Origin of the sequence: Stenotrophomonas sp. BIO128-Bstrain (assembly GCF_030128875.1) — a bacterium.
Taxonomy (GTDB): Bacteria; Pseudomonadota; Gammaproteobacteria; order Xanthomonadales; family Xanthomonadaceae; genus Stenotrophomonas; species Stenotrophomonas bentonitica_A.
Genome location: NZ_CP124620.1, coordinates 127,933 through 154,652 on the forward strand (window position 1 = coordinate 127,933; position 26,720 = coordinate 154,652).

At 67.8% G+C, this 26,720-nt stretch carries 20 protein-coding genes; 8 read left to right on the forward strand and 12 right to left on the reverse strand.

Translation table 11 applies throughout. The features are described 5' to 3' along the window. Positions 1-8 precede the first annotated feature (8 nt). Positions 9-3,365 carry a GH92 family glycosyl hydrolase gene (locus tag POS15_RS00540; RefSeq protein ID WP_284128792.1) on the reverse strand — a complete coding sequence of 1,119 codons (3,357 nt, stop codon included), beginning with the start codon at positions 3,363-3,365 and terminating at the stop codon, positions 9-11. 385 nt (positions 3,366-3,750) lie between these two features. On the opposite strand from POS15_RS00540, the gene POS15_RS00545 reads away from it, so the two are divergent. From POS15_RS00545 to POS15_RS00560, 4 genes are all read left to right on the forward strand, one after another. Continuing rightward, positions 3,751-3,948, forward strand: coding sequence for a zinc-finger domain-containing protein (locus tag POS15_RS00545; RefSeq protein ID WP_019183790.1), 198 nt, complete (start codon positions 3,751-3,753; stop codon positions 3,946-3,948). 15 nt (positions 3,949-3,963) lie between these two features. Beyond that, the gene (locus POS15_RS00550; RefSeq protein ID WP_019183791.1) at positions 3,964-5,076 is read left to right on the forward strand and encodes a glycosyltransferase; all 1,113 of its coding nucleotides are present in this window, start codon (positions 3,964-3,966) and stop codon (positions 5,074-5,076) included. Beyond that, on the forward strand, positions 5,057-6,379 hold the full coding sequence (locus POS15_RS00555) for an O-antigen ligase family protein (protein WP_046273513.1): 1,323 nt from the start codon (positions 5,057-5,059) through the stop codon (positions 6,377-6,379). Before POS15_RS00550 ends, POS15_RS00555 begins: the two co-directional genes overlap by 20 nt. A gap of 107 nt (positions 6,380-6,486) precedes the next feature. Then, a complete protein-coding gene (locus tag POS15_RS00560; RefSeq protein WP_019183793.1) occupies positions 6,487-6,942 on the forward strand; it encodes a transposase in 456 nt (151 codons plus the stop codon). Positions 6,943-7,033: 91 nt separating this feature from the next. On the opposite strand, the gene POS15_RS00565 is transcribed toward POS15_RS00560, so the two are convergent. Continuing rightward, positions 7,034-7,954, reverse strand: coding sequence for an LpxL/LpxP family Kdo(2)-lipid IV(A) lauroyl/palmitoleoyl acyltransferase (locus tag POS15_RS00565; protein ID WP_019183794.1), 921 nt, complete (start codon positions 7,952-7,954; stop codon positions 7,034-7,036). Between the two features lie 95 nt (positions 7,955-8,049). On the opposite strand from POS15_RS00565, the gene waaA reads away from it, so the two are divergent. Then, complete coding sequence (gene waaA, locus POS15_RS00570; protein ID WP_019183795.1) at positions 8,050-9,348, forward strand: lipid IV(A) 3-deoxy-D-manno-octulosonic acid transferase; 1,299 nt, start codon at positions 8,050-8,052, stop codon at positions 9,346-9,348. Between the two features lie 45 nt (positions 9,349-9,393). On the opposite strand, the gene mgtE is transcribed toward waaA, so the two are convergent. The 5 genes from mgtE to POS15_RS00595 form a co-directional block, all read right to left on the reverse strand. Continuing rightward, positions 9,394-10,776: a magnesium transporter gene (mgtE, locus tag POS15_RS00575; RefSeq protein ID WP_046273515.1), complete on the reverse strand. Its 1,383-nt coding sequence runs from the start codon at positions 10,774-10,776 to the stop codon at positions 9,394-9,396. Positions 10,777-10,950: 174 nt separating this feature from the next. Next, positions 10,951-11,619: a hypothetical protein gene (locus POS15_RS00580; RefSeq protein WP_284128793.1), complete on the reverse strand. Its 669-nt coding sequence runs from the start codon at positions 11,617-11,619 to the stop codon at positions 10,951-10,953. Positions 11,620-12,077: 458 nt separating this feature from the next. Continuing rightward, positions 12,078-13,439, reverse strand: coding sequence for a TolC family outer membrane protein (locus POS15_RS00585; RefSeq protein WP_019183798.1), 1,362 nt, complete (start codon positions 13,437-13,439; stop codon positions 12,078-12,080). 16 nt (positions 13,440-13,455) lie between these two features. Further along, entirely contained in the window at positions 13,456-14,103 is a 648-nt protein-coding gene (locus POS15_RS00590) for a protein-L-isoaspartate O-methyltransferase (RefSeq protein ID WP_019183799.1), read from the reverse strand. A 131-nt stretch (positions 14,104-14,234) separates the two neighbouring features. Beyond that, on the reverse strand, positions 14,235-14,900 hold the full coding sequence (locus POS15_RS00595) for a TetR/AcrR family transcriptional regulator (protein ID WP_019183800.1): 666 nt from the start codon (positions 14,898-14,900) through the stop codon (positions 14,235-14,237). A gap of 121 nt (positions 14,901-15,021) precedes the next feature. On the opposite strand from POS15_RS00595, the gene POS15_RS00600 reads away from it, so the two are divergent. The 3 genes from POS15_RS00600 (at position 15,022) to POS15_RS00610 (ending at position 20,614) form a co-directional block, all read left to right on the forward strand. Beyond that, positions 15,022-16,167, forward strand: a complete 1,146-nt coding sequence (locus POS15_RS00600; RefSeq protein WP_284128794.1) for an efflux RND transporter periplasmic adaptor subunit — start codon at positions 15,022-15,024, stop codon at positions 16,165-16,167. A 4-nt stretch (positions 16,168-16,171) separates the two neighbouring features. Continuing rightward, the gene (locus POS15_RS00605; protein WP_284128795.1) at positions 16,172-19,336 is read left to right on the forward strand and encodes an efflux RND transporter permease subunit; all 3,165 of its coding nucleotides are present in this window, start codon (positions 16,172-16,174) and stop codon (positions 19,334-19,336) included. A 201-nt stretch (positions 19,337-19,537) separates the two neighbouring features. Then, positions 19,538-20,614: a hypothetical protein gene (locus POS15_RS00610; protein ID WP_157267042.1), complete on the forward strand. Its 1,077-nt coding sequence runs from the start codon at positions 19,538-19,540 to the stop codon at positions 20,612-20,614. An 11-nt stretch (positions 20,615-20,625) separates the two neighbouring features. Here the strand turns inward: POS15_RS00610 and gdhA are convergent, their stop codons facing one another. The 5 genes from gdhA to POS15_RS00635 all read right to left on the reverse strand — a co-directional run bounded on the left by gdhA (position 20,626) and on the right by POS15_RS00635 (position 26,718). Beyond that, a complete protein-coding gene (gene gdhA / locus POS15_RS00615; RefSeq protein ID WP_019183804.1) occupies positions 20,626-21,969 on the reverse strand; it encodes an NADP-specific glutamate dehydrogenase in 1,344 nt (447 codons plus the stop codon). A 110-nt stretch (positions 21,970-22,079) separates the two neighbouring features. Beyond that, positions 22,080-23,141, reverse strand: coding sequence for a 3-isopropylmalate dehydrogenase (leuB, locus tag POS15_RS00620; RefSeq protein ID WP_019183805.1), 1,062 nt, complete (start codon positions 23,139-23,141; stop codon positions 22,080-22,082). Beyond that, positions 23,131-23,709, reverse strand: coding sequence for a 3-isopropylmalate dehydratase small subunit (gene leuD, locus POS15_RS00625; protein ID WP_019183806.1), 579 nt, complete (start codon positions 23,707-23,709; stop codon positions 23,131-23,133). The genes leuB and leuD overlap by 11 nt, the downstream gene beginning before the upstream one ends. Beyond that, positions 23,709-25,130 (reverse strand): 3-isopropylmalate dehydratase large subunit, encoded by a 1,422-nt coding sequence (gene leuC / locus POS15_RS00630; protein ID WP_026069872.1) that lies wholly within the window; start codon positions 25,128-25,130, stop codon positions 23,709-23,711. The genes leuD and leuC overlap by 1 nt, the downstream gene beginning before the upstream one ends. Before the next feature lie 40 nt (positions 25,131-25,170). Next, positions 25,171-26,718: a 2-isopropylmalate synthase gene (locus POS15_RS00635; RefSeq protein WP_037553334.1), complete on the reverse strand. Its 1,548-nt coding sequence runs from the start codon at positions 26,716-26,718 to the stop codon at positions 25,171-25,173. Positions 26,719-26,720: the final 2 nt, after the last annotated feature.

Below are 26,720 nucleotides of genomic sequence, written 5' to 3' on the forward strand. Positions count from 1 at the left end.
GCGGGGCCTCATCGGGTGGTGGCCGGGGCGAGCAGTTCGACTTCGGCCAGCTGCAGGCGGCCGGGTGCCGCAATGCGCAGGCGGTACTCGGCATAGCGGCCCGGCTGGGCGATGCGGAACGGACGGGTCTGCATGGCCCAGGCGAAGGCTTCGCCCCGGCGCTGGTCGACCTGCACCCAGCGGCCCCCGGTGGTGCGTGCCTCCAGCGTCCATTCGCCGCCGCGGATCGGGCCATTGCCGCTGGTCAGGGTGTACATCGAGGGTGTACCCGCGGCGACGTTGCTGAAGGTGATCGTGCTGGAGCCGCCCAGCGGCAGCGCCGTGGCCGCGTCGTCATCGATCAGCGGCGTGGCCGCCCGGCCGTCGCCGAGCTGGGCGGTGGCGCCGCTGCCAAGCAGGTCGTGCAGCAGGGCCGGCTGCTGGCCGCGCGCGGTGAGCGAGCGCGGTGCATCATCCGGGCCGGTGCCCCAGCGCGAAGGTTCCGGGCCCATGACGAAGTCCAGCGTGGCGCCCTTGGCGAGCAGCTCGTGCGGCAGCCAGGTCCTGGTCCACGGCGTGCCGTTCACCTTCAACGACTGCACGTAGATGTTGGTGGCCGAGTTCTCCGGCGCGTTGACGGTCAGCACCGCGCCGCCCTGCAGCTCGACACGGGCGTGGCGGAACAGCGGCGAACCGATCACGTACTCCGGCGCGCCCATGCGCAGCGGATAGATGCCCAGCGACGCGAACAGGTACCACGCCGAGGTCTCGCCGTTGTCCTCATCGCCCGGGTAGCCTTGGCCGATCTCACTGCCCAGGTACAGGCGCGACAGGATCTCGCGCACATGCTGCTGGGTCTTCCACGGCTGCCCGGCATACAGGTACATCCACGGGATGTGGTGCGCCGGCTGGTTGCTGTGCGCGTACATGCCCATGCGCACATCGCGCGCCTCGGTCATTTCATGGATGGTGCCGCCGTAGGAACCGGAGAACGCGGCATCGGCGGTTTCCGGGGTGGCGAAGAACGTGTCCAGCTTGGCCGCCAGCTGCTCGCGGCCACCGTACAGCGCGGCCAGCCCTTCGCCGTCGTGCGCGGCGGTGAAGGCGAAGGTCCAGCCGTTGGATTCGGTGTAGTCATGGCCCCACACGCGCGGGTCGTAGTCCTTGGCATCCAGCCGCCAGCTGCCATCCGGTTTGCGCCCCTGGAAGAAGCCCGCGGCCGGATCGAACAGCGTGGCGTAGGTGCCAGCGCGGTGACGGAAATAATCGGCTTCAGTGGCATAGCGTTCGCGGGCGGCCGGGGTATCGGCCTGTTTGGCCAGGGCCTCGGCCATGTTGGCCACGCCGAAATCGTTGAGCGCGCCTTCCATCGTCCACGACATGCCTTCATGCACATCGGCAGTGGCGTAGCCGCGGAAGGTGGAACGGTCCATGCCCTTGCGCCCGACATGGCGGTCCGGCGGAACCACGGTCGCGTTCTTCAGCGCGGCGGCATAGGCCTCCTGCGCGTCGAAACCGCCGATCCCCTTCAGCCACGCATCGGCGAAGGCCACGTCCGAACTGGTGCCCACCATCAGGTCGGCATAGCCGGGCGAGGACCAGCGGGCGACCCAGCCGCCGGCGCGGTACTGCTCCAGGAAGCCCTGCACCAGCGCACCGGCATCGTCCTTGGTGAACAGCGCATACGCCGGCCAGGTGGTGCGGAAGGTGTCCCAGAAGCCGTTGTTGACGTAGACCTTGCCGTCGCGCACCGGCGCGAAGCTGCGCGTGGCGCTGCCGTCGGTGTTCTCGTCCGAGGCACTGGCCTGGCTGGCATAGCGCCAGTCAGGTGCCGCCGCAGTACCGGCGTTCTCGTGCCCGGAGTTGGGATAGAGGTAAAGGCGGTACAGGTTGGAATACAGCGTGGTCTTCTGGTCGTCGGTGGCGTCGCCCACGTCGAAACGGGCCAGGCGCTGGTCCCAGGCATCCTGCGCGCGTGCGGCTACGCGGTCGACATCGTCAGCGGCCGACAGCTCCAGCGCGAGGTTGTGGCGCGCCTGCTCGACCGAGATCAGCGAGGTGGCGATGCGCATCGAGACGCGGCGGTCGGCACCGGCATCGAACTTGATGTAGCCGGTCGGGCGGCCGGTCTCCACGGTGCCGCTGCTGCGCCACGGCCGGTCGAAGCTGGCCACCACGTACATGCGGGTGGCGCCGGTGGACAGGCCGCTGCGGGTGTCGGTGTAGCCGGAGAGCGTCTGCGTCGCCGCATCCAGGGTCAGCCCGCCGCGGGCATCGACATTGTCGAACAGCAGGTTGGCATCGCCCCCTTCCGGGAATGCGAAGCGGAACACCGCGGCGTGGTCGGTTGGCGCGATCGACGCCGCGATGCCGTTGTCGAAGCGTACGTCGTAGCGGTACGGACGGGCCTGTTCGTTGTCGCGCGAGAAGCTCAGCGCACGCTTGCTGCGGTCGGCCTCTGGCACGCCACGGGTCGCCGACGGCATCACCTGGAAGGTCTGGCGGTCGCCCATCCAGGGGCTGGGCTGGTGGCTCAGTGCCAGCGCCTGCAGGCGCGGCCGGTTGGCCGCGTCGTTCTGTTCGTTCCAGCGGTACAGCCAGGTCAGCGAGCCGGCATCGGTCACCGGTGTCCAGAAGTTGAAGCCATGCGGCACGGCGGTGGCCGGGAAATTGTTGCCGCGCGAGAAGGTGCCGTTGGCCTGCGTGCCGCGGGTGGTCAGCACCCAGTCCGAGGGACGCTGCGGCGTGCTGCGCGGCTGCGCCTGCAGGCGGACGTCGTCGATCCAACCGGCGACCGGGGCGCCCTCGGCGCTGGCGACCTCCAGCTCCAGTGCGACCACGCGCCGCCCGCGCAGGGCCGGGGTGTCGCCCAGGCGCACGGCTTTGCGCGCCCACTGCTGCGGGTACAGCGTCTTCGAATCGCCCTGCGCACGCGCGCCCAGCGCCACGCCATGGTGATCGCGCGCGGCACTGGCCGAAACGCGCGTGCCGTCGTCCAGGACCAGGTCAAGCGAGACGTAGGTCGAGGCCACGGTGTCCTTGCCGACGATCTCGGGCAGCACGAGCCAGGACAGCGTGGTGTCGGCGTCGATGGTCAGATGGGTTTTGAAGAGCTGGCGGCGCGCCTGGCCGCCGGTGCTGGCGTAATGCAGCGCATGCAGGCCGCTGTAACCGACGCCGGGCTTGGCCGCGTAGGGCGCGGCGGGGCCATTGCCGATCCGGACCTGCAGGGCGCCGTCGCCCGCCGCCGCGGCCGGGGCTGGCTGGCCCGGCTCGAAGGAAGTCTGCAGGCCCTGCGCGGCCGCCGGCAACGCGATGGATGCGCAGGCCAGGGCCAGGGCGAGGGGAAGGGCGCGGCGGGCGGGGCGCAGGTCGGACAGGGTCATGCAAGGGTCTCCCGGGAAGGGCAGGCGGCAGGCAGGACCCGCATCGATGGCCACGGCGGACGGCGTCGCCCCAGCCATCGGCGGACGGCAGGTAAAGAGGCGATGCATGTCCGGTGGGGGCGGGCAGGCGATCGGGTCGATGATCGGTACCGGTCGATCCTGCATCACCGCAACTGGCCCTGACAAGTGCAATTAGTTCGATCTAAATCCGGCAAATCCGTTTCGTATCGAATTGTTGACAAGCAATTTGGATCGATTTAAAAGGACCGATGATGCGTCGCCGGGGCCCGCGGCGGCGCGAGGCATCCGCAGGGCCCCTGCGGCCTGACGCGGCCACCAGATGCTAGAATCCACGGTCTCGCAACCCCCTTTGTGTGTCCACGCCATGAGCCATACCGCCACTGCGCCCGCCAACGCCGAGAAGCGTTACACCGTGCACCGCAGCGACCTGCCGCTGAGCTGCCCGACGCCGGAAATGGCGCTGTGGAACTCGCACCCGCGCGTGTACCTGCCGATCGAAGACGAGCCCAACTGCGAGGCCGCGTGCCCGTACTGCGGCGCCGTGTTCGTGCTCGCCGACTGATCCGCGGACCACACTGTGCGCCGACTGACCGTGGTGCAGCTGCTGCCGGCGCTGCACTCCGGCGGGGTCGAACGCTCCACCCTTGAGATCGCCTCCGCCCTGGTTGCCGCCGGCCACCGGGCCATCGTCGTGTCCGCCGGTGGGCGCCTGGTCGAGCCGCTGCTGGCCAGTGGCGCCGAACACCTGACCCTGGATATCGGCCGCAAATCGCTGTTGACCCTGCGTCACGTGCTGACCCTGCGCAATCTCTTCAACGAGGTGGGCGCGGACATCGTGCACGCGCGCTCGCGGCTGCCGGCATGGCTGGGCCTGTACGCGGTGCGCAATCTGCCTGCGGCGACCCGCCCACATTGGGTCACCACCGTGCACGGCCTCAATTCCCCGGGCCGCTACAGCGCGGTGATGACCAGCGGCGAGCGCGTGATCTGCGTGTCCAACAGCGTGCGCGAGTTCGTGCAGACGCATTACCCCAGTGTCCCGGCCGAGCGGCTGCAGGTGATCCCCCGCGGTGTCGATGTCGCGCAGTTCCCGCGCGTGGGCCGCCAGGACAGGCGCGCGCGTCTGGCGGTGGCCGGGCAGCATCCGGCGCTGGCCGGCGATGCGCCGCTGCTGTTGCTGCCTGGCCGCGGCACCCGCCTGAAAGGGCATCGCCACGCCCTGACCCTGCTGGCCGGGCTGCATGCTGCCGGCGTGCCGGCCAGACTGTGGATGCCGGGCACGCGCGAGCCGGGCCGCGAATCCTATGTCGCCGAACTGGACGCTCAGGCACGCAGCCTGGGTGTGTACGATGCGGTGCTGATGACCGCGCCGACCTCGCGCATCGCGCAGGCCTATGCCGCCAGCGATCTGGTGCTGCAGCTCTCGGACAAGGCCGAAGCGTTCGGCCGCACCGTGGTCGAAGCGCTGTCGGTGGGTCGCCCCGTGCTGGGCTGGAACCACGGCGGCGTGGGCGAGTTGTTGACTCAGCTGCAACCCTCCGGCGCGGTACCCTTGGGCGACGCCGATGCGCTGTTGGCGCGCGCGCAGCAGCTGTTGCTGCAGCCGCCGGCCTTGCCGTCGCGGATCCCGTTTACCTTGCAGGCGATGCAGCGTGACACGCTCCAGCTCTATGCCTCCCTCGTCGGCTGAGACGACCCTCGTGCCCGGGTCGCCGGCCTCCCGCGCTGGCCGCTGGGCGCCGTGGTGGGTCATCGCGTTCGTTGCGCTGTGGCCGTTGCCGGGCATCGCCGAAGGCGTGCTGGTGCTCGGCGCGCTGTATGCGGCAGTGCGCATGGTGCAGCTGCGGCTGCAGGGCAATCAGCGCCTGCTCAGCAGCCCGGCGTGGGCGCTGACCAGCATCCTGTTCCTGGGCTATTGGCTGCCACAGGCAGTGTCCGCCTTCGATGCGATCGACCCTGGCACCGCGTGGCGCAAAACCGCCGCCGGCCTGCGCTACCTGCCCTTCATGTGGCTGGTGGCGATAGCCGTGGCCACCCCGCAGCGGCGCGCGCTGACCCTGGGCGGTCTGGCCGCGATCACCGGTCTGTGGACCCTCGATGCATTGGCGCAGGCCCTCCTCGGCAGCAGTCCGTTGTTCTGGTCGATGGACCAGCTCAAGTGGGCCGTCAGTGGTCACGGCCTGTGCTCGCCTGAAGAGATGGCGCTGGTGGACCGGCTCAGCGGGGTGCTCGGCCCCTGCAATCTCAAATTCGGCCAGGTGCTGGCCAGCCTCTCGCCGTTCCTGCTGTTCGCTGCCTCCCGCCGCGCCGGCATTCTCGGCTGGTCGCTGGTAGCGGCTGCGGTGGGCGTGGTGCTGGTGCTGGCCGGTTCGCGCGCGGCCTGGCTGACCTATGCGCTGGTGCTGGTGTTCTCCGGCTGGCGCCTGATCGGCGTGCGCGGGCTGCTGGCCTGCGTCGCCTTCGGTGCGGTGGCAGCGGTCGTCCTGACCGTGACCGTGCCCCAGGTCGGCGACCGCGTTGCGCGTACCGCCATGGCCTGGGAGGGTGAGAGCGATGGCGTCAACCAAGCCCTGTCCGGCCGCGCGCAGATCTGGGCGGCAGCTGCCTGCATGATCGAAGCGCACCCCATCAACGGCGTCGGCGCGCGTGGCTTCCGCGACGCCTACCCGGCCTGCAACCCGGACCCTGCTGCCCAGGAAGTCTGGGGCGCGGGTCCGGCACTGCACGCGCACCAGATCGTGCTCGAGATCCTGTCTGAAACCGGCATCCTCGGCCTGCTGCTGTGGCTGGCGGCGGTCGCACAGGCGTGGCGCGCGTGGCGCTTCGCGCCGGCCCAGGCCCGTGAGCGCGCACGCCCGGCGATGCTGGCGCTGGCGGTGACCGTGTTCCCGCTCAACACGCATCTGGCGTTCTATTCCACCTTCTGGGGTGGCCTCACGCTGTTGTTGGCCGCGCTGTATGCCGGCAGTCTGTTGGCACGCGACGACGGGTAGAGCCACGCCATGCGTGGCTGCTTGTGGCCCGGGTATGGGGACATGCCGACGCACATGCGCGCCATCCACCGATGGGCTCCACGCCCCGGCCAACGCACTCTCGTGCGATGGCCAGCCAACGCCTCCAACGCGGCCGATACTCGCATCCAGGGTATTGCTACGCGCTCACCACCACCACGCACGACAGGCGCAAGTGGTTCGAGGATCCCCTCAATGCAGAGGTAATCATCGACACGCTGCGCTACATGGATCGTTGCGGGGTCAGTTGCACGTTAGCTTGGGTGGTAATGCCGGACCACGTGCATTGGTTGATCCAATTGCGGCAAGACACCTTGGCTCGTTGCATGCTGCTGTTCAAATCACGCAGCAGCCGATTGTTGAATGAGCGTCTGCAGCGAAAGGGAAAGCTCTGGCAGCACGGGTACTTCGACCACGCCGTGAGAAATGAGGCATCCTTGCGCCGGCAGGCGCTGTACATCCTCGCCAACCCGATACGTGCGGGATTGGCCAGTGCGTTGGGGGAGTACCCGCACGCCTGGTCGCGGTGGCCCATGGAAGCGTAGAGCCACCCCATGGGTGGCTGTTCGCGGTCAGGCACCCTGCAGCCACCCATGGGGTGGCTCTACCGAGGGGGCAGCCACCCATGGGGTGGCTCTACCGGTAATAATCGCTGCGGCCGCCGGGCTGGCGCTTGAAGCGGCGGTGGATCCACAGGTACTGGTCCGGGGCCTCGCGCACCATCGCTTCGATGGCCTGGTTGACGCGCGCAGTATCGGCCTCGACATCCTCGCTGGGGAAATTCTCCAGCGGCGCGCCGATCTTCAGGAAGTACTTGCCGCCTTCGCGACGGTGGAAATACGGGATCACCGCGCAGCCGGTCATCCGGGCCAGCTGGTGCGTGGCGGTGATGGTCGAAGCGGTGTGGCCGAAGAACGGCACGAACACCGTGTCCTTGCCGCGCATGTCCTGGTCCGGCGCGTACCAGAGGAAGCCGCCCTTCTTCAGATGCCGCACCGTGGCGCGGATGTCTTCGTTGGCGTACATCGCCTTGGCGTAGCGCAGGCGGCCGAACTTCACCGCCCACTCGTACACCGGGTTGCGATGCTTGCGGTACATGCCGGAGAGCTCGACGTGGTCGCACAGCAGGCGGCCGCACATCTCCAGCGTCATGAAGTGGCCGGACACCAGCAGCACCCCACGGCCCTCGGCCTGCATGCGGTGCAGGTGCTCCAGCCCCTCGATCTGCACCTGCGGGCGGATGCTGTCGATGCTGCCCCACCAGGCCCGGGCGAATTCAAAGATGCCCACGCCCAGCGCGTCGAAGCTGTCGCGCAGCAGGCGCTGGCGCCAGGCGTCGTCCTTCTCGGGGAAGCACAGCTTCAGGTTGACCTCGGCGGCACGCCGGCGGCTGCTGGCCAGCCGGTAGGCGACCGTGCCGACACCGCGGCCAAGCGCACGCTGCAGCATCCACGGCAGGCGGGCGATCGCGAAGGCGACCAGCATGAAAGCGAAGGTCGGCCAGTGGCGCGGATTGCGCAGGGACGGCCGGGTGGCGGTGGAAGCGTTATCGGACATGCCTCGATTCTAATGGATGCGCCCGGATGCGTCCCGGCAGGGCCATCACGGCGGCGCGGCGTGTCTTCCCCGCGCCGCTCCCGTATCCTTTGCCCATGCGTAAAAGCCCTGTCGAATGGATCCTGCGCGGCCTGTACTCGGCCGTGCTCTACCTGCTGTTGCCGATCACCGTGTACCACCTGGTGTGGCGGGGCTTCCGGGTGCGCGAGTACTTCCAGCGCTGGGATGAGCGCTATGCCTCCTATCCGCACTCCAGCGGCCAGCCCCGGGTCTGGCTGCACGCGGTCTCGGTGGGTGAGGTGAACGCCGCAGCGCCACTGGTGAACGCCTTGCGTGCGCTGCGTCCGGACATCCGCTGGGTGATCACCACCATCACCCCGACCGGCTCCGAACGGGTCCGCGCGCTGTGGGGCGATGCGGTCGACCACGTGTACCTGCCGTACGACGTGCCGGGCAGCGTCGGTCGCTTCCTCGGCCACTTCAAGCCGAGCCTGGCGCTGATCCTGGAAACCGAGCTGTGGCCGAACCTGCTGTTCGGGTGCCGCGACCGCAGGATCCCGGTCTACATCCTCAACGCGCGGTTGTCGGCGCGCTCGCTGCGCGGCTACCGCCTGCTGCGGCCGCTGATCGGCCGCGCGCTGCGTACCGTGACCTGTGTGGCGGCGCAATCGGCCGACGATGCCGAGCGCTTCATCCAGCTCGGCGCCCGCCCGGACCAGGTGCAGCCGCTGGGCAATCTGAAATTCGATATCGCCACGCCGAACGTGCAGGACTTCATCGCGCGCTTCCATGAGCTGGTGCCCGCCCAGCATCCGGTCTGGATCGCCGCCAGTACGCACGAGGGCGAAGAGCAGGCCACCATCGATCTGCACCGCCGCCTGCGCGAGGCGGTGCCGGGCCTGCTGCTGTTGTGGGCGCCACGGCATCCCGAGCGCTTCCCAAGGGTGGAAGCGCTGGCCCGCGAGCAGGGCTGGAAGGTGGCCACGCGCCGCCAGCAGCAGTGGCCGCAGGCCGATACCGATGTGTTCGTGATCGATACGCTTGGCGAGTTGATGTCGTTCTACGGGTGCGCCCAGGTGGCCTTCGTCGGTGGCAGCCTGCAGGCCATCGGGGGGCACAACCTACTGGAGCCGGCGGCAATGGGCACCGCAGCAGTCACCGGCCCGCACCTGCACAACTTCGCCGAGATTTCCCGGCGCATGCGCGAGGCCGGTGCGGTGGTCATTGCCGAGGATGCCAACGGGGTCGGCGATGCACTGCTGACCCTGCTGCGTGATCCGCAGGCCCGCGAGGACATGGCCCGGGCGGGCTGCGCGCTGGTGAGCAACGGGCGCGGCGCACTGAAGCGCACCGTGGCCCTGATCGCCCCGCAGTTGCCGCCGCCGGTGGCCTGATCGCAGGCCTGATCGCGCGATGCGACGACCAGGCCCGCGCGTGCGTCAGGCAGCGGCGACCAGCAGGTCGCCCAGGAAGGCGTAGGCAAAGCCGAAGTAGATGAACACGCCGACCAGGTCCATCACCGAGGTGATCATCGGGGCCGACAGCGTGGCCGGATCCGCCCCGATGCGGCGTGCGGCGAACGGCAGCAATGCGCCGATGATGCCGCCCAGCGCGGTGCACACCAGCATGCTCGAGCCCACCACCAGCAGCACGTCCATGCCCACGCCCTTGCTGAAATAGGCCAGGACCGCTTCCAGCACGGCGATGCTGATGCCCAGCGCGGCGGCCACCGGCAGTTCGCGTTTGATCACGAACGCCACATCGCGCCAGCTCAGTTTCAATTCGCCCAGTGCCATGCTGCGGATCACCAGCGTGGCCGACTGGCTGCCGGTGTTGCCGCCCATGTCCACGATCGGGGCGATGAAGGCGGCCAGCACGATCACCTGCGACAGCAGCTCTTCCTGCGCGGCCACGAAGGTGCTGGTGACGATGCCGAAGCAGGTCAGGATCGCCAGCCAGAACACCCGCACTCGGAACATCTGCTTCAGTGGCGTGCTGCGAACGTCCAGGTCGTTGCCGTGCGCGCTCACCGTGCCGCCGAAGCGCGCCAGCTGCGAGGCGTCCTGTTCCTTGTCGATGTCCATCGCATCGTCGACGGTGACGATGCCGATCATGCGGTCTCCGCCGTTGGTGACCGGCAGCGCGAGCAGATCGTAGCGACGGATCAGCTCGGCGGCCTGCAGTCGCGGCCAATGTGCCTTCGCGGCGATCGGCTGCTCATGCATGACCGAGGCGACCGTGCGGTTCTCGTTGGCCAGGACCAGATCGCGCAGCGCCACGGTGCCGCGCAGGCGCAGGGTGTGGTCGAGCACGAACAGGATGTTCACCGTCTCGCTGTGCAGCGCGGTGGCGCGGATGTGTGAAAGCGCCTGCGCGACCGTCATTTCCGGCGAGACCCAGACATAGTCGGACGTCGTCGCCGAACCGACCGTGCCCTCGGGATAGGACGCCATCTTGAGGATGTCGTCGCGTTCCACCTTGGTCAGCGCCGGCAGCAGTGCCTGCTTGGCGTCATCGCCAAGGCGGTTGAACAGATCGGCACGATCATCCGATGGCATGTGTTCGAACAGCTGCACTACCGCCTCGCGCGGCATCGCGGCCAGCAGTTGATCCTGGCGGAGCTCGGCGAAGTGCGCGAACAGAGCCGCGCGCGCCGGTGGCGCGAGCGTCATCAGCAAGGGCAGCGTCCTGTCCACGCTCAGCGCGTCGAGCGCATCGACCAGATCGGACGGATGGGTGGTCGCGGCGATGCTGGCAAAGCCAGCGGCGTCGAGGGAGAGCGAGAGGGTGCGGATCGAGAACAGGAGGTCTTCGCGGTTCATGGTGGTTCTCCAGCAGAAAGCGGCGCGTGGGGTGACAACGCGCAGTGATGAGGTACAGGCGTGGGACGCATCGGCGTGCGCCCGGGCGAGGCAGGCAGGGAGTGCGTGCGCGCCGCGTACGCAGCGCAGGTGGCCGGCAGGATCAGTCGGTGCGGTCAGCCGGCACGCGCGGCATTACGGCGCGGCGGCGAGATTGAGGCCCAGCGTGATCCACTGCCCGTCGCGCCGGTGGTGGGCACGTCCCGCGAGCAGATCCACGCTGGCGCCCCGCCAGAGTTCGTGGCGCACGCCGAACTGGCTGCTGCGCTGGCGCGCCGCATCGCGGGCGGTTTCGGCCAGCAGTGACCACTGCGGTGCAGCGACGACTTCCACGCCGATGCCATCGGTGCGGCCCCGTGTATCGTCCGTGCGTGCCCAGCCCAGGTTGAGGTGCAGCAGGGTGCGATCCGACGCGCCGAGCACCACCGTCAGCGGTGCATTGAGGCTCCAATCGTCGGCGCGCGGGCGGTGCCAGTCGCTGCCGAGGCCGGCACTGATCGCCACGCCCCAGCGGCGCTGAGCCAGATCACGCAGTACCCGCTTGGCGCCCACGGCCCACTGCGTCGTCGAGGTGGCGTGTTGATGGCTGACGCCGAGCGACCATTCGGTATCGGCGAACGTGCAGCCCGGTAGGGCCGTCCAGTCGTTGCCGGCATCGGTATGGCGGCCCCAGCTTTCCAACTGGCAGCGACCGGCATCGGTGATGGAGGCGTCGTCCACCATCAGGCTGGCGGCGGCGCGGGTGTCGAGCGGAAGCATCACCACGGCCACGAGGGGCAGGGCGAACACACGGGAAACGTGCATGGGCAATCTCCAGGCAAACGGAAACGCCAGCGGCACCCTTCTTGGGGTCGGTGGAACGGCGATACGGATGATGCGAGGCGGGCGAGCGTGTCAGCTGCGCCGGTGGGCCCCGTCCTGTGCGGACGGAACCGACCTTGGGGTCAGTGGGTCCGTCGGCTCAGGAGCAGCAACGAGATCGACTATGACTGTCCAAGGAGGGGGCCTCTGGAGGGAAAGGGAAGGTGGTGCGGGGCGGACCTTAGTCGGCCGCTGCCGGAGGGTCAAGCCCTTTTTCACGGCACGTGCCGGACTGGGGACCGGTTCACGGTGGAGAGTGTGCGCGGGTAGGCATCGCACGAAGCGGTCGCGATGGCGGCCGCCACATGGGCAGCATCTGTGGCATGTCGCGATCACCACCTTGCACGCAAAAAAAAACCACCCGCAGGCGGGTGGTTTTTTCTCTCGCCGTGCGCCGTCGATCAGTTGACGGTGGTGCTCGGCGTGGCCGCCTTCTGGGTCAGCAGGCGGTTGATGTCCTGCAGTTCGGCGATGTCCAGCGTGCCGACGGCCTGGCCCAGCTGCAGGCGGTTCTGCAGGAAGGTGTAGCGGGCGTTGGCGTAGTCCAGCTGCGCGGAGAACAGGATGCGCTGGTTCTGGATCACGTCCAGCACGGTACGCGTACCGACTTCCAGGCCGACCTGCGAGGCGTCATAGGCGCTCTGTGCCGACACGACCGCCAGGCGACGCGCTTCCACTTCGCTGATGCCCGCCACCAGGGTCTGGTAGGCGTTGCGGGTGTTGCGGTCCAGGGCACGCTTCTGCTGCTCGTAACCGTCCTGGGCGATGTCACGCTGGGCCAGCGCCTGGCGCACGCCGGACTGGGTGGCGCCGCCGGAGAAGATCGGCACGTTCAGAGTCAGGCCGACGCTGTTGGTGCGGCGGTCCGGGCTGAAGCTGCCGCTGTCGCCGACCACATCACCCCAGCTGGCCGACTTGCCGGCAGTGGCACCGATCGACAGGGTCGGGTAGTGCGCGCCGCGGGCGGCCGAGACGCCGGATTCGGCAGCGTTGACCTTCAGTTCCTGCGCCTTCAGCGCCGGATTCTGCGCAACGGCCTCGTTCACCAGCGTATCGATGGTGGCGTACTTGGCCGGCAGCTCCGGACGGAAATCGGCCGGCAGGGCGCGCAGGTCGGTGACCGGCTGGCCGGTCAGTTCGGTCAGCGCCTGGTAGGCGTCGGCCAGGGTGTTCTGCGCGATGATCGTGTTGGCGCGCGCCTGGTCGTACTGGGCGCGGGCTTCGTGCACGTCGGTGATCGGGGCCAGGCCCACTTCCAGGCGCTTGTCGGCGAAGTCGAACTGCTTCTTGGCAGCGGCTTCGTTGGTCTGCGCGGCCGACAGCGATTCAATGCCCACCAGCACGTTGAAGTACGCCGCCGAGGTGCGCACGATCAGGTCGTCGTTGGCCGAATCCAGGGTGAAATCCGCTGCGCGGCTCAGTTCGCGCTGCGAACGCAGGTTGGCGAACTGGGTGAAGTTGAAGACCGTCTGGCTGCCGTTGATCGTGTAGTTCCGGCTCTTGGTGGTGAACGAGCTGGAGGTCAGATCATGGTTCGGGTTGGTGCGGCTGCGGTTGAGCGAGGCCTCGCCATTGAGCTGCGGCAGCAATGCGGCACGCGCCTGCACGGCGCCTTCCTTGTCATACAGGCGGGTCGACTCGGCAGCCGAGAGCTGCGGATCGCCGTTGCGCGCCATTTCGTAGACCTGCAGCAGGTCGGCGGCAGAGGCGGTCATCGGCAGCAGGGCGGCGGCCAGCGCAAGGGCGAGGGATCGGCGGATCATTGCGGCTTCCTTGGACTCAGAGTTGGAACTGGGGTGCCGGGGCGGCACCGCGCAGGTAGTCGATATCGGTTTCGAACAGCGATTCAGTGGTGCCGTCCGCCTTGACCAGCACCGCTTCCATGACCGGGGACCGGCCACGGATCACGAACAGTCGACCGCCCGGACGCAGCCACTGGGCGAAACGTGACGGGATGACATCCACCGCGCCGGTGACGCAGATCGCATCGAAGCGGCGCTCGGTATCCCAGCTCAGCGCGTCGGCGGTTTCGATGCGGACGTTGTTGCCCAGGCCGGCGGCGTCCAGACGCGCACGCGCGGTGGTGGCCAGCTCGGCATCGATCTCCAGGCTCAGCACTTCGCGGGCCAGTTCGCCCATGCAGGCGCTCAGGTAGCCGCTGCCGGTGCCGATTTCCAGCACTTCATCACCCGGCTGCAGATCCAGCGCCTGCAGGGTGCGGCCTTCGATGACCGGCTTCATCATCTTCTGGCCGTTGCCCAGCGGCAGCTCGATGTCGGCATAGGCCAGGGCCCGGTGCGATTCAGCGACGAACGCCTCCCGCGGCAAGCGTGCCAGTACATCGAGCACGCGGATTTCCAGCACATCCCAGGGGCGGATCTGCTGTTCGACCATCAGTTCGCGGGCGTGGGAGTAATCGATCGTCATGAGGTTCTATATCCAGCGCAGTGGGCCGGCCATTTTACCGGTGCCGGGAGCCGGCGGCGCGCTGAGAGCATCGCTGCCGTCGCGCCGGGGTCGCAGTGCCGGAAGTCACCGCGACCTCCGGTCCATTCAGTTTAGTGCCGCCGGGCATACGCCCGCAGGAAAAAGTCGACGCTGGCGCTCACATGAGCGTTGGCATCGCACTCGGCCGGGGCCGGCCGCAGCCCGCACATCATATGCGTATGCAGCTCGCCCTTGATCAAGGTCAGGAACTGGATGGCGGCCGTCGGGAAATCGGTGATCTCCAGCTCGCCGCGGGCCGTACGGGCACGCAGGAAGTCGGCCAGCGCATCGGTGGTCCGCTGCGGGCCGGCCAGCCAGAACATCTCGCGGATCCGATCATCGGTATCGGGCGACATCATCACCCGCTGCACGGCGACGGCCGCATCGGAGGTGATCAGGGTGAAGAAGGCGTGGCCGATGCCCATCAGCTGGTCGCGCAGCGGGCCTTCAATGTCGGTGACGAACAGTTCGTCAGGCAGCATCTCGACGCATTTGGACTGCACTGCTTCGGTGAAAAGCGTCTCTTTGTCGCCGAAATGGCTATAAACGGTCAGCTTTGACACGCCCGCCTGGGCGGCGATGCTGTCCATGCTCACCCCGTTGTAGCCTTGGTCGACGAACAGCGACTTGGCCGCTTCCAGGATGGCCGCGCGCTTGCCCAGATCCTTCGGGCGCCCCGGCCCGGCGGCCTTGGCGACCGGCTTGGAGGGCGATTTGGAGGAGGTCGGATCAGTCATCCAATCAATACTAGACCAATCGGTTCGATATTTATACTATACCGACTGGTTCAATATTGAAGCGATTGGAACAGAGCGTTTCCAATGGCTTTTCCCGGGTTACTTTCAGGTCCAGGACCTCATGAAAAACATGCGATGGATGGGTGGTGGGTTGCTGGCGCTGGCGTTGGCAGCATGTGGCAAGCAGGATGCCGAACCGGCCGCACCGATGCCGGTGCTGGTTGTCCACCCGGGCACCGTGGCCGGCCAGGAAGTGGCCGCCTACCCCGGTGAGATCCGGGCCCGCGAGGAAAGCCCGCTCTCCTTCCGCGTCGGCGGCAATCTGATCAAGCGTCATGTCGATGCCGGCCAGCGCGTGCGCAAGGGCCAGTTGCTGGCCGAGCTGGACGCCGCCGACTACGCCTCCCAGGCCAGCGCCTCACAGGCGCAGCTGGCCGCTGCCGAAGCCGACCTGATCCGTGCCCGTGATGACCAGAAGCGCTACGCCACCCTGGCCGAGCAGCAACTGGTCAGCCAGTCCGCGCTGGACAGCCAGACTGCTGCCTTCAAGGCCGCGCAGGGCCAGGCCAATGCTGCCCGCGCCAATCTGGCCGTGGCCCGCAACCAGGCCGAGTACGCGCAGCTGCGCGCGCCGGCCGATGGCGTGATCGCCAGTCGCCAGGCCGAAGCCGGGCAGGTGGTCAGCGCTGGGCAGACCGTGTTCACCCTGGCCGCCGACGGTGGCCGCGAAGTCGTGATCGCCCTGCCGGAGAGCAACATCCGCGATTACCAGGTCGGCCAGCCGGTGCAGGTGGAACTGTGGAACCGCCCCGGCCAGATGCTGCCGGGCACGATCCGTGAGATCGCCCCGGCCGCCGATGCACAAGGGCGCACCTATGCCACCCGCGTCAGCCTGGCACCGGAAGCGTTGACCGAAGTGGAACTGGGCCAGAGCGCGCGCGTGTTCGCCGCCGCAGGACGCCAGGGCACGCTGCAGTTGCCGCTGGCCGCCGTACAGCGCGGCGCCGACGGCCGCAGCAGCGTGTGGGTGGTCGATCCGGCCAAGCGCACCTTGAAGGCCACGCCGGTGACGGTCGGGGCGTACGCCGTCGAATCGGTTCCGGTGCTGAGCGGGGTGAACGCGAACGACTGGGTGGTCGCCGCCGGCGGCCATCTGCTGCGCGAGGGCCAGCCGGTGACGGCGGTGGACCGCCAGAACCGCCCGGTGCTGGCACCGGCAGCCAAGCCTGTCGCGGCCGACGCGCCTGCTGCCGGCAAGGGGAACTGATCCCGTGCGCCGCTTCAATCTTTCCGAATGGGCGCTGGGCAACCGGCCCCTGGTGCTGTTCGCGATGCTGGCCTTTGCGATCATCGGCGCGTGGTCGTACAAGCACCTGGGCCAGTCCGAAGATCCCCCGTTCACCTTCAAGGTGATGGTGGTGCGCACGAACTGGCCCGGCGCGACCGCCGAACAGGTCTCCCGCCAGGTCACCGAGCCGATCGAAAAAGCCCTGCTGAACACCGGGCAGTACGAGTTCATCCGCTCCTACTCGCGCCCGGGCGAATCGCAGGTGATCTTCGTGGCGCGCGACAGCCTGCGCTCCAAGGCGATTCCCGACCTGTGGTACCAGGTGCGCAAGCGCGTGGGCGACATCAAGCCGACCCTGCCGCGCGAGATCGTCGGTCCGTTCTTCAACGACGAATTCGGCGACACCTTCGGCAACATCTACGCGTTGACCGGGCAGGGCTTCGACTACGCCGTGATGCGCGACTACGCCGACCGCATCCAGCTGGAACTGCAGCGCGTGCCCGACGTGGGCAAGATCGAGCTGGAAGGCCTGCAGGACGAAAAGGTCTGGATCGAGCTGTCCAACACCAAGCTGGCCACGCTGGGCGTATCGCTGCAGCAGGTGCAGCAGGCCTTGGCCGACCAGAACGCGATTGCCGCCACCAGCTTCTTTGAAACCCCGACCGATCGCGTGCAGCTGCGCGTCACCGGCCAGTTCCAGAGCGTGGAGGACATCCGCAGCTTCCCGATCCAGGCTGGCGACCGCACCGTGCACCTGGGTGACATCGCCGAGATCAAACGTGGTTTTGCCGATCCGGCCTCGCCGAAAATGCGCTTCATGGGGGAAGACGCGATCGGCATCGCCGTGGCGATGAAAGACGGCGGCGACATCCTCAAGCTGGGCAGCACGCTGGACGCCGAGTTCGAACGGCTGCAGAAGACACTGCCCGCCGGCATGCAGCTGCGCAAGGTCTCCGACCAGCCGCATGCGGTGGAAGAGTCGGTCGGCGAGTTCGTGCAGGTGCTGACCGAAGCGGTGGTGATCGTGCTGCTGGTGAGCTTCTTCTCGCTCGGCCTGCGCACCGGCCTGGTGGTGGGTGTGACCATTCCGCTGGTGCTGGCGATGACGTTCTTCGTCATGCATTACTTCGGCATCGGCCTGCACAAGATTTCCCTGGGCGCGCTGGTGCTGGCGCTGGGCCTGCTGGTGGACGATGCGATCATCGCCGTGGAGATGATGGCCACCAAGATGGAGCAGGGGTACGACCGCCTGCGCGCGGCCAGCTTCGCCTGGGAGTCGACCGCGTTCCCGATGCTGACCGGCACGCTGATCACCGCGGCCGGCTTCCTGCCGATCGCCACGGCAGCCTCCAGCACGGGCGAATACACCCGCTCGCTGTTCCAGGTGGTGACCATCGCACTGGTGGTGTCGTGGATCGCCGCGGTGCTGTTCATTCCGTACCTGGGCGACAAGATGTTGCCGGACCTGTTCAACCCGCAGCCGCCCAGGCCGGACAGCCTGGCCGGGCGCTGGCACGCGCGTCGCCTGCAGTGGGCCGACCGCCATCCCGCGTTCGCGCGCTGGATCGCACCGAAGGTGCATGCGCACGACCACGATCCGTACCAGCGTCCGTTCTACGTGCGCTTCCGCAGGTTCCTCGATGTCTGCCTGCGCCATCGCTGGTGGGTGATCGCCGCCACCGCCGCGCTGTTCGTGTTCTCGCTGCTGATCTTCCGCTTCGTGCCGCAGCAGTTCTTCCCGGATTCGACCCGCCCGGAACTGATGGTGGACATCGAACTGGCCGAGGGCGCCTCGCTGCAGGCGACCCAGGCCCAGGCGGCCAAGCTGGAAAAACTGCTCAAGGACCGCGAGGGCATCAGCAATTATGTCGCTTACGTGGGCACCGGCTCGCCGCGCTTCTACCTGCCGTTGGACCAGCAGCTGCCGGCCACCAACTTCTCGCAGTTCGTGGTGCTGACCGAGAACACCACGGCACGTGAGGCGACCCGCGACTGGCTGCTCAAGGACGTGATTCCGCAGTTCCCGGACGTGCAGATGCGCGTGACCCGCCTGGAGAACGGCCCGCCGGTCGGCTACCCGGTGCAGATGCGCATCTCCGGCGAGCATATCGAGCAGGTGCAGGCCATCGCCCGGCAGGTGGAAGCCAAGGTACGTGCGAACCCGCACGTGATGAACGTCAACCTGGACTGGAGCGAGCCGAGCAAAGTGGTACGGCTGGTGATCGACCAGGACCGGGCACGCGCACTGGGCGTGACCAGTGCGCAGGTGAGCCAGCTGCTGGGCACCTCGTTGTCGGGCATGAGCGTGAGCACCTACCGCGAAGGCAACCGCCTGATCGAAATGCTGCTGCGTGGCCCGGACGACGAACGCGTGCGGCTGGACATGCTGGGCAGTTTGGCCATTCCGACGGCCAGCGGCACCTCGGTGACGCTGTCGCAGGTGGCGCGCCTGGAGTACGTGTTCGAGGACGGCATCATCTGGCACCGCAACCGCCTGCCGACGGTGACGGTGCGCGCCGACATCGCCGATGCGAAGCAGCCGCTGGACGTGGTGCAGCAGATCCTGCCGACACTGGAGGGAATCCGTGCCGGGCTGCCGTCCGGCTACCTGCTTGAAACCGGCGGCACCGTGGAGGATTCCACGCGTGGCCAGGATTCGATCAAGGCCGGCATGCCGCTGTTCCTGATCGTGGTGGCCACGTTGCTGATGCTGCAGCTGCGCAGCTTCTCGCGTGCGGCGATGGTGCTGGTCACCGCGCCGCTTGGCATCATTGGCGCGACCCTGTTCCTGCTGCTGTTCCGCGCGCCGTTCGGCTTCGTGGCGCTGCTGGGTACGATCGCGCTGGCCGGCATGATCATGCGCAACTCGGTGATCCTGATCGATCAGATCCAGCAGGACATCGATGCCGGGCACGACCGCTGGCACGCGATCATCGATGCCACCGTGCGCCGCTTCCGACCGATCGTGCTGACCGCGCTGGCCGCGGTGCTGGCGATGATCCCGCTGTCGCGCAGTGCGTTCTACGGTTCGATGGCGATCTCCATCATGGGTGGCCTGATCGTCGGCACCGTGCTGACCCTGGTATTCCTGCCCGCACTGTATGCGGCGTGGTTCCGGGTGAAGCCGGATGAGGCGGGCGCTGGCTGACCCGCGGCCATGCCATTGGGTGGGCCGACCACTGGTCGGCGCCACCGGTTCCGCGTCCGGGCATATGGGCGGTTGCCTGGCCGGCGGCAGTTGTTTCCTCGCGGTGGTGCATCACGCGCAATTTTCGTAGAAGTTGCATTGCCTCCTGTGCGCGCAGTGGTCAGCGTAGGCAGTTGTCTGCCCAACCGCCACAGGTTCTCCATGAAGTTTCTGCACCCCATGCTGCTGACGGGTTCGACGTTGCTGGGCTCGGCTGTAGCGTCAGCGGCTGCCAGCGAAGCGGCGTTGGCGCCCGTCGCACTTCCGGCCGATGCGCGCGCGATGACCGCCGTAACCGCCCTGGTGTCCTGCCAACCGACGGCGTATACCGAGACGGCGTTGGCCGCCGAGCTGCTGCAGCGCGCTGGCACGCGTGCGGAGGATCTTCCCGGTGCAGCCCAACGCTTTCGCCTCCCCGCCGCGGTCACGGTGCTTGGCACGCCTACGGACCTGATCGCGGTTGGCGGCGATGGCATCCACGCCATTCTGGCCGACACCCCGATCGGCAACCTCACTGGTACCGGTGCCCTGAAGCCGCACCACTATCCGCAGCGCCAGGGTAGGTGGCTCACCCCCGTGGCAGTGCGCAATGACGGCGACGGATGGATCCGGCAGCGCGTGATCGAGGTGGATGTGGATCCGCAGCGCCCGGGCGATCTGCGGGTGGCGTGCACAGAGGTCATCGACAGCCGCCGGCAGCAGCAGGAGCGAGCGGGCGACGTGGCGCCCATGACGTATCCCGCCGGCACGGACGTGATGCCGCTGGTGGGAAACATACTGGAGTGCAAGGCCGACCGGCGGGCTTCGGTGACGCTTGCGACCTCTTTGTTGATGAATGGACCGCCCAGCCCACCGTTCGCGACGTGGGGAGATGAATCCGATGCGGAGCGCTTCCAATGGGCACTGCCGCGCCCGTTGCCGCTGCGCGATGTGACCGTGCGCAGCCTGCGGCTCGTGGATTCGATTGCATTTGGCGTCGTAGAGGATGTGCCCGCCGCTGAGTTGGCGCGGCGTTGGGGTCTATCGTCAGCGGAGAACGATTTTGGCGAGCCGGTCTATCTGAAGGATATGCCGGTACGGGTCGCGCCGGATGGTTGGGAAGAGCAACGACGTCTGTGGATACTGGACGAAGAAGACGGCGCAACCCTGGTGGGGTGTGGCTACGAAGAGCGCGTCAGCGAGTTCGGCTGGTGGCCGGGCGACAGGATGGATGGCACCCTCGTCGCCCCGCGCCGGTAGAGCCGGCAGGATCAGTAAACGCCCTGCGCCAGCATCGCATCGGCCACTTTGACGAAGCCGGCGATATTGGCGCCATCCACGTAGTTCACGCTGCCATCGGCCCGTTTGCCGTGGCGCACGCAGTTGGCGTGGATATCCTTCATGATGCCGTGCAGGCGCTCATCGACATCGGCGTGGTGCCATGACAGGCGCTGCGCGTTCTGGCTCATTTCCAGCCCCGAGGTGGCCACGCCGCCGGCGTTGCTGGCCTTGCCCGGTGCATACAGGGTGCCTGCCTTGAGGAAGACCTCCATGGCCTCCAGTGTCGACGGCATGTTGGCGCCTTCGGCCACGCACAGCACATCGTTGTCCACCAGGGCGCGGGCGTCGTTCTCGTCCAGTTCGTTCTGGGTGGCGCAGGGCAGGGCGATCTCAGCCGGGATGTGCCAGGGGCGCTTGCCGTCCAGGTACTCGAAGCGTGTGTCGTCGGCCAGTTCGGACAGGCAGCCGCGACGTTCGTTGCGCAGTTCCATCACCTCCTGCAGGCCCGCTTCGTCGAAGCCGTCCCGGGCGTACAGCGTGCCGCCGGAATCGGAAAGCGTGAGGACTTTCGCGCCGAGCTCGATGGCTTTGATCGCCGCATGCTGGGCCACGTTGCCAGCGCCGGAAATCAGCACTTTCGCGCCATCGGTATCGCGCCGCGCATGGTGCAGCATCTGCTCGACGAAGTAGACCGTGCCGAAGCCCGTCGCTTCCGGGCGCATCAGGCTGCCACCATAGGAGAGGCCTTTGCCGGTGAACACGCAGGCGGCATTGTTGGTGAGCTTCTTCATCATGCCGGCCATGTAGCCGACCTCGCGCGCGCCCACGCCGATATCGCCAGCCGGTACATCGGTGTCTGCCCCCAGGTGGCGATGCAGTTCCAGCATCAGCGCCTGGCAGAAGCGCATCACCTCGGTGTCGCTGCGGCCCTTGGGATTGAAATCCGAACCGCCCTTGCCACCGCCCATCGGCAGGGTGGTCAGCGCGTTCTTGAGTGTCTGCTCGAACGCCAGGAACTTCAGGATCGACTGGTTCACCGAGGGATGAAAGCGCATGCCGCCCTTGAACGGGCCGATCGCCGAGCTGTGCTGCACGCGCCAGCCACGGTTGACATGGGTCTTGCCGGCATCATCGGCCCAGGCAACGCGGAACTGGATCACCCGCTCCGGCTCCACCAGCCGCTCCAGCAGGCCCTGTTCCAGGTAGCGGGGGTGGCGCTGCAGGAACGGCCACAGGCTCTGGATCACTTCTTTGACGGCCTGCAGGAATTCCGGCTGGTGCGGATCACGCTGGGCCACGTGGTTGAGAAAGTCGTCAGAGGAACGATGGTTCAAGGGCTTTCCTTGTTGGGGGCCGGCCGCTGACTGCGACGTGGCCGACGGGACAGGGAGGCCGTGCGGGATGTAGAAACACGAACGCGGCCCTCAGGCCGCGCTCGTTACAATCATTGCAGCTTGGCAAGGACCGCGTCGGTTGCTGCGGCAGTACTCACCGCGAAACCCTTGGCGGCGAGGTCGGCGGTGAACACGCCGTCATCCAGCACGGCGTACACCGCTGCCTCGACCGTAGCAGCCTCTTCGTCCAGCCCCAGTGAATGCCGCAGCAGCATCGCCGCGCTGAAGATCGTGGCGTAGGGATTGGCGATGCCCTTGCCGGCGATGTCCGGCGCCGAGCCGTGGATCGGCTCGTAGATGCCGACCGCGCCGGGCTCGCCCAGCGAGGCCGAGGGCAGCAGGCCGAGCGAGCCGGCCAGCATCGAGGCTTCGTCGGTGAGGATGTCGCCGAACATGTTCTCGGTCACGATCACGTCGTACTCGCGCGGCTTGGCCAGCAGATGCATGGCCATCGAATCGACCAGCTGGTGCTCCAGGGCAATCTCCGGGAATTCCTCGCGGCCGATCCGTGCGGCGACGTCGCGCCACAGGCGCGAGGTCTCCAGGACGTTGGCCTTGTCCACCGAGGTGACCTTGCCGCGGCGGGTCTGCGCGAGCCGGAACGCGGTGCGCATGACGCGCTCGATCTCGCCCACGCTGTAACTGCACAGGTCGCTGGCGGTGTCGGCGGTGCGGGTCTTCTCACCGAAGTAGATGCCGCCGGTCAGTTCGCGCACGACGACGAAGTCCACGCCCTCCAGCAGTTCGGCCTTGATCGGCGAAGCGCCGAGCGCGGCCGCGTGCGTGCGCACCGGGCGCAGGTTGGCGTACAGCCCCAGTGCCTTGCGGATCGCCAGCAGGCCCTGTTCCGGGCGCACCTTGGCGTTGGGATCGGACCACTTCGGCCCGCCCACCGCACCGAGCAGGATGGCATCCGCCTTCCGGCAGGCCTCCAGCGTGGTGGCCGGCAGTGGTTCGCCGTGGCGATCGATGGCGATGCCACCGATGTCGTGCTCCTGGAACCCGAAGGTGTGCCCGAAACGGGTGGCAACGGCCTCCAGCACCGCCACGGCGGCGGCGGCGACTTCCGGACCGATGCCGTCACCCGGCAATACGACAATCTCAGCGTGCATGTTCACTCTCGTAACGTTCGATATCAGGGGTACGGCCCAACAGATACCCCAATTGGTCCACGCCTTCCAGCAGGCAGGTCTGCGAGAAGCCGTCCAGCGGGAAGGTATAGACACGCCCGTCGGGCGTGCGCAGTTCGCGTGCGGCCACGTCGATGGTCAGTGCGTCGTCCGGGCGCTGCATCAGCGTCTGCACGTCGGCTTCGTCCAGCACGATCGGCAGCAGGCCGTTCTTCAGCGAATTGCCGCGGAAGATATCGGCGATCTCGCTGCTGACGATGGCACGCAGGCCCAGGTCGGTCAGCGCCCACGGCGCATGCTCGCGCGAAGAGCCGCAGCCGAAGTTGCGGCCGGCCAGCAGGATGCTGCGGCCGGCGTTGTGCGGCTGGTTGAAGGCGAACGCCGGGTTCGGCACGCCTTCGCTCTGCCAGCGCCAATCATTGAACGCATGCTTGCCCAACCCGACGCGCTCGGTGGTGGACAGGAAGCGCGCGGGGATGATCTGGTCGGTATCGATGTTGGTCTCGCGCAGCACCACGCTGGTCGAGGTCAGGGTACGGAAGCCGCTCATCAGGCCACCTCCAGCGTGGCATACAGTTCACGTGGGTCGGCAACGCGGCCGTTCACCGCCGCCCAAGCGGCCGTCATCGGCGAGGCCAGCAGGGTGCGCGAGCCGGGGCCCTGGCGGCCTTCGAAGTTGCGGTTGCTGGTGCTGACCGCCAGCTGCCCCGGGGCAACCAGGTCGCCGTTCATGGCGATGCACATCGAACAGCCGGGCTCGCGCCATTCGGCACCGGCAGCGCGCACCACCACATCGATGCCTTCGGCTTCGGCCTGGCGCTTGACGATTTCCGAGCCCGGCACCACCAGCATGCGCACGCTCGGGGCGACGCGGCGGCCCTGGAGTACCTGCGCCACTTCGCGCATGTCGCTCAGCCGGCCGTTGGTGCAGGAGCCGACGAAGACCACATCCACCGGGGTGCCGGCCAGCGTCTGCCCGGCGTGGAAGTGCATGTAATCCAGCCCCTTCTGGTCGGCCGCATCGTTGGCCGCCGGAATCGGCTGGTCCACGGCGATGGCGGTGCCGGGGTGGGTGCCCCAGGTCAGGGTCGGCCGGATGTCGGCGGCGTCGATGTGGACCTCCACGTCGAAGCGCGCACCGGGATCGCTGCGCAGCTGCGACCACGCGCTGACCGCGGCATCGAAGTCGGTGCCCTTGGGGCCACGCGGGGTGGCGGCCACCCAGTCGAAGGTGACCTGGTCGGGGGCGACCATGCCGGCACGTGCCCCGGCTTCGATGGACATGTTGCACAAGGTCATGCGCTGCTCCATGTCCATCGCTTCGATCGCGCTGCCACGGAACTCCAGCACATGGCCGGTGCCACCGTTGACGCCGATCACACCGATGATATGCAGCACCACGTCCTTGGCGCCGACGCCCTGCGCCAGCGTGCCATCCACGGTGATCGCCATCGTTTTGGCCTTGCGCTGCAGCAGGCACTGGGTGGCCAGCACGTGGCCGACCTCGCTGGTGCCGATGCCGAAGGCCAGCGCACCGAACGCGCCGTGGGTGGAGGTGTGGCTGTCACCGCAGACGATGGTCATCCCCGGCTGGGTAAAGCCCTGCTCGGGGGCGATCACGTGCACGATGCCGCGGCTGGCCGATTGCAGGTCGAACAGCTCGATGCCGTGCGTGGCGCAGTTGTCGGCCAGCATCGCCACCTGGGCTTCGGAGGCGGCGCTGGCATACGGCAGCTTGCCGTCGGCAGCGGCCGGCAGGGTCGGGGTGGAGTGGTCCATCGTCGCCTTGGTCCGGTCCGGCCGGCGCGGGGAGAGGCCGCGCTCGCGCAGTTCGGTGAAGGCCTGCGGCGAGGTCACTTCGTGGATCAGGTGCAGGTCGATGTACAGCACGGCGGGGGCGCTGTCGGTTTCGGGCACGACGACGTGGGCGTCCCACAGTTTGTCGTACAGGGTGCGGGGAGCTGGGGTCATGGACTGGCCTTGCTGCGATTCGGGGTACGTCATGGGGTGCTCAGGCCGCGGCGGTGGCCGTGGGCTGCTCGGTCGTCGCGCTGCGCTGGCGCAGCAGACGGTTGGCCACCTCCAGCCACGCCAATGCGGAGGCTTCGATGATGTCGCGGCTGGTGCCGGTGCCTTCGTACTCCACGCCTTCGTGGCGCACGCTCAGGTTGGCTTCGCCGCGCGCATCGGCGCCGATGCCCACACTGTGCACGTGGTAGCTGTCCAGCATCAACTGCACGCCGGTGGCGGCCGACAGCGCGCCGAACAACGCATCCACCGGGCCATCGCCCTGGGCGGTTTCGGCAACCCGGTTGCCTTCAGGATCGGACAGCTCCACCAGCGCATTGGCGCGGCTGCCGACATCGCTGATCGTCATCGACGCCAGGCGGTAGCCGTTCTGGGTGGCACTGCCCTGCATCAGGGTCTGCAGGTCGGCATCGGTGACCACGCGCTGCTGCTCGCACAGCGCCTTGAACTGCTCGAAGACCAGCTTCAGCTCTTCTTCTTCCAGCCAGAAGCCCAACGCACGCAGGCGCTGGTCGACCGCGGCGCGGCCACTGTGGCGGCCCAGCACCATCTGCGAGGACTCCCAGCCCACGTCTTCCGGTCGCATGATTTCGTAGGTGCCGCGGTGGCGCAGCATGCCGTGCTGGTGGATGCCCGACTCGTGCGCGAAGGCGTTGGCGCCGACGATCGCCTTGTTGCGCTGGACCGGCATGCCGACCAGGCGCTGCAGCAGCTGGGAGGTGGCCACGATGCGCTGGGTGTTGATGCGCGTGTCTTCGTCGTAGAAGGCGTTGCGTACCTTCAGCACCATCGCGATCTCTTCCAGCGAGCAGTTGCCCGCACGCTCCCCGATGCCGTTGATGGTGCACTCGACCTGGCGTGCGCCGCCTTCGATGGCGGCCAGCGAGTTGGCCACGGCCAGGCCCAGATCGTTGTGGCAGTGCGCGCTGAAGATGATGCGGTCGCTGTCGGGCACACCCGCAATCACGCGCTGGAACATGCCGCGGATCTCTTCGGGCGTGGTGAACCCCACGGTGTCGGGCAGGTTGATGGTGGTGGCGCCGGCGGCCACGGCCACGCGGGCAACCTCGATCAGGAAATCCTCCTCGGTGCGCGTGGCATCTTCAGCGGAGAACTCCACATCGCCCACGTAGCTGCGGGCCAGGCTGACGTGCTTGTGCACCGACTCCAGCACCTGCTCGCGGCTCATGCGCAGCTTGTGCTCGCGATGCAGCGGGCTGGTCGACAGGAATACATGCAGGCGCGGGTTCGCGGCGGCCTCCAGCGCCTTGGCCGAGGTTTCGATATCGGCGGCCAGGCAGCGCGACAGCACGGCCAGGGTCGGGCGACGGACCTCACGGGCGATCATCGCCATTGCTTCGCGGTCGGACTGGGAACTGGCCGGGAAGCCGGTTTCCATGACATCCACGCCCAGCTCGTCCAGCGCGCGGGCCATCACCAGCTTCTGCTGCGGGCTCATGCTGCAGCCGGGCGATTGCTCGCCGTCGCGCAGGGTGGTGTCGAAAATTCTGATTCGGGGGGAGTTGGGCATGG

What these genes read in the sequence shown, in the direction of transcription:
- POS15_RS00545 (WP_019183790.1), top strand. Translation starts at nt 3,751, where the DNA reads ATGAGCCATACCGCCACTGCGCCCGCCAACGCCGAGAAGCGTTACACC.
- POS15_RS00635 (WP_037553334.1), bottom strand. Translation starts at nt 26,718, where the DNA reads ATGCCCAACTCCCCCCGAATCAGAATTTTCGACACCACCCTGCGCGAC.
- POS15_RS00580 (WP_284128793.1), bottom strand. Translation starts at nt 11,619, where the DNA reads ATGCACGTTTCCCGTGTGTTCGCCCTGCCCCTCGTGGCCGTGGTGATG.
- POS15_RS00610 (WP_157267042.1), top strand. Translation starts at nt 19,538, where the DNA reads ATGAAGTTTCTGCACCCCATGCTGCTGACGGGTTCGACGTTGCTGGGC.
- POS15_RS00555 (WP_046273513.1), top strand. Translation starts at nt 5,057, where the DNA reads ATGCCTCCCTCGTCGGCTGAGACGACCCTCGTGCCCGGGTCGCCGGCC.
- leuB (WP_019183805.1), bottom strand. Translation starts at nt 23,141, where the DNA reads ATGCACGCTGAGATTGTCGTATTGCCGGGTGACGGCATCGGTCCGGAA.
- POS15_RS00590 (WP_019183799.1), bottom strand. Translation starts at nt 14,103, where the DNA reads ATGACGATCGATTACTCCCACGCCCGCGAACTGATGGTCGAACAGCAG.
- leuC (WP_026069872.1), bottom strand. Translation starts at nt 25,130, where the DNA reads ATGACCCCAGCTCCCCGCACCCTGTACGACAAACTGTGGGACGCCCAC.
- waaA (WP_019183795.1), top strand. Translation starts at nt 8,050, where the DNA reads ATGCGTAAAAGCCCTGTCGAATGGATCCTGCGCGGCCTGTACTCGGCC.
- POS15_RS00595 (WP_019183800.1), bottom strand. Translation starts at nt 14,900, where the DNA reads ATGACTGATCCGACCTCCTCCAAATCGCCCTCCAAGCCGGTCGCCAAG.
- POS15_RS00600 (WP_284128794.1), top strand. Translation starts at nt 15,022, where the DNA reads ATGAAAAACATGCGATGGATGGGTGGTGGGTTGCTGGCGCTGGCGTTG.
- leuD (WP_019183806.1), bottom strand. Translation starts at nt 23,709, where the DNA reads ATGAGCGGCTTCCGTACCCTGACCTCGACCAGCGTGGTGCTGCGCGAG.
- POS15_RS00540 (WP_284128792.1), bottom strand. Translation starts at nt 3,365, where the DNA reads ATGACCCTGTCCGACCTGCGCCCCGCCCGCCGCGCCCTTCCCCTCGCC.
- POS15_RS00565 (WP_019183794.1), bottom strand. Translation starts at nt 7,954, where the DNA reads ATGTCCGATAACGCTTCCACCGCCACCCGGCCGTCCCTGCGCAATCCG.
- mgtE (WP_046273515.1), bottom strand. Translation starts at nt 10,776, where the DNA reads ATGAACCGCGAAGACCTCCTGTTCTCGATCCGCACCCTCTCGCTCTCC.
- POS15_RS00585 (WP_019183798.1), bottom strand. Translation starts at nt 13,439, where the DNA reads ATGATCCGCCGATCCCTCGCCCTTGCGCTGGCCGCCGCCCTGCTGCCG.
- POS15_RS00560 (WP_019183793.1), top strand. Translation starts at nt 6,487, where the DNA reads ATGGCCAGCCAACGCCTCCAACGCGGCCGATACTCGCATCCAGGGTAT.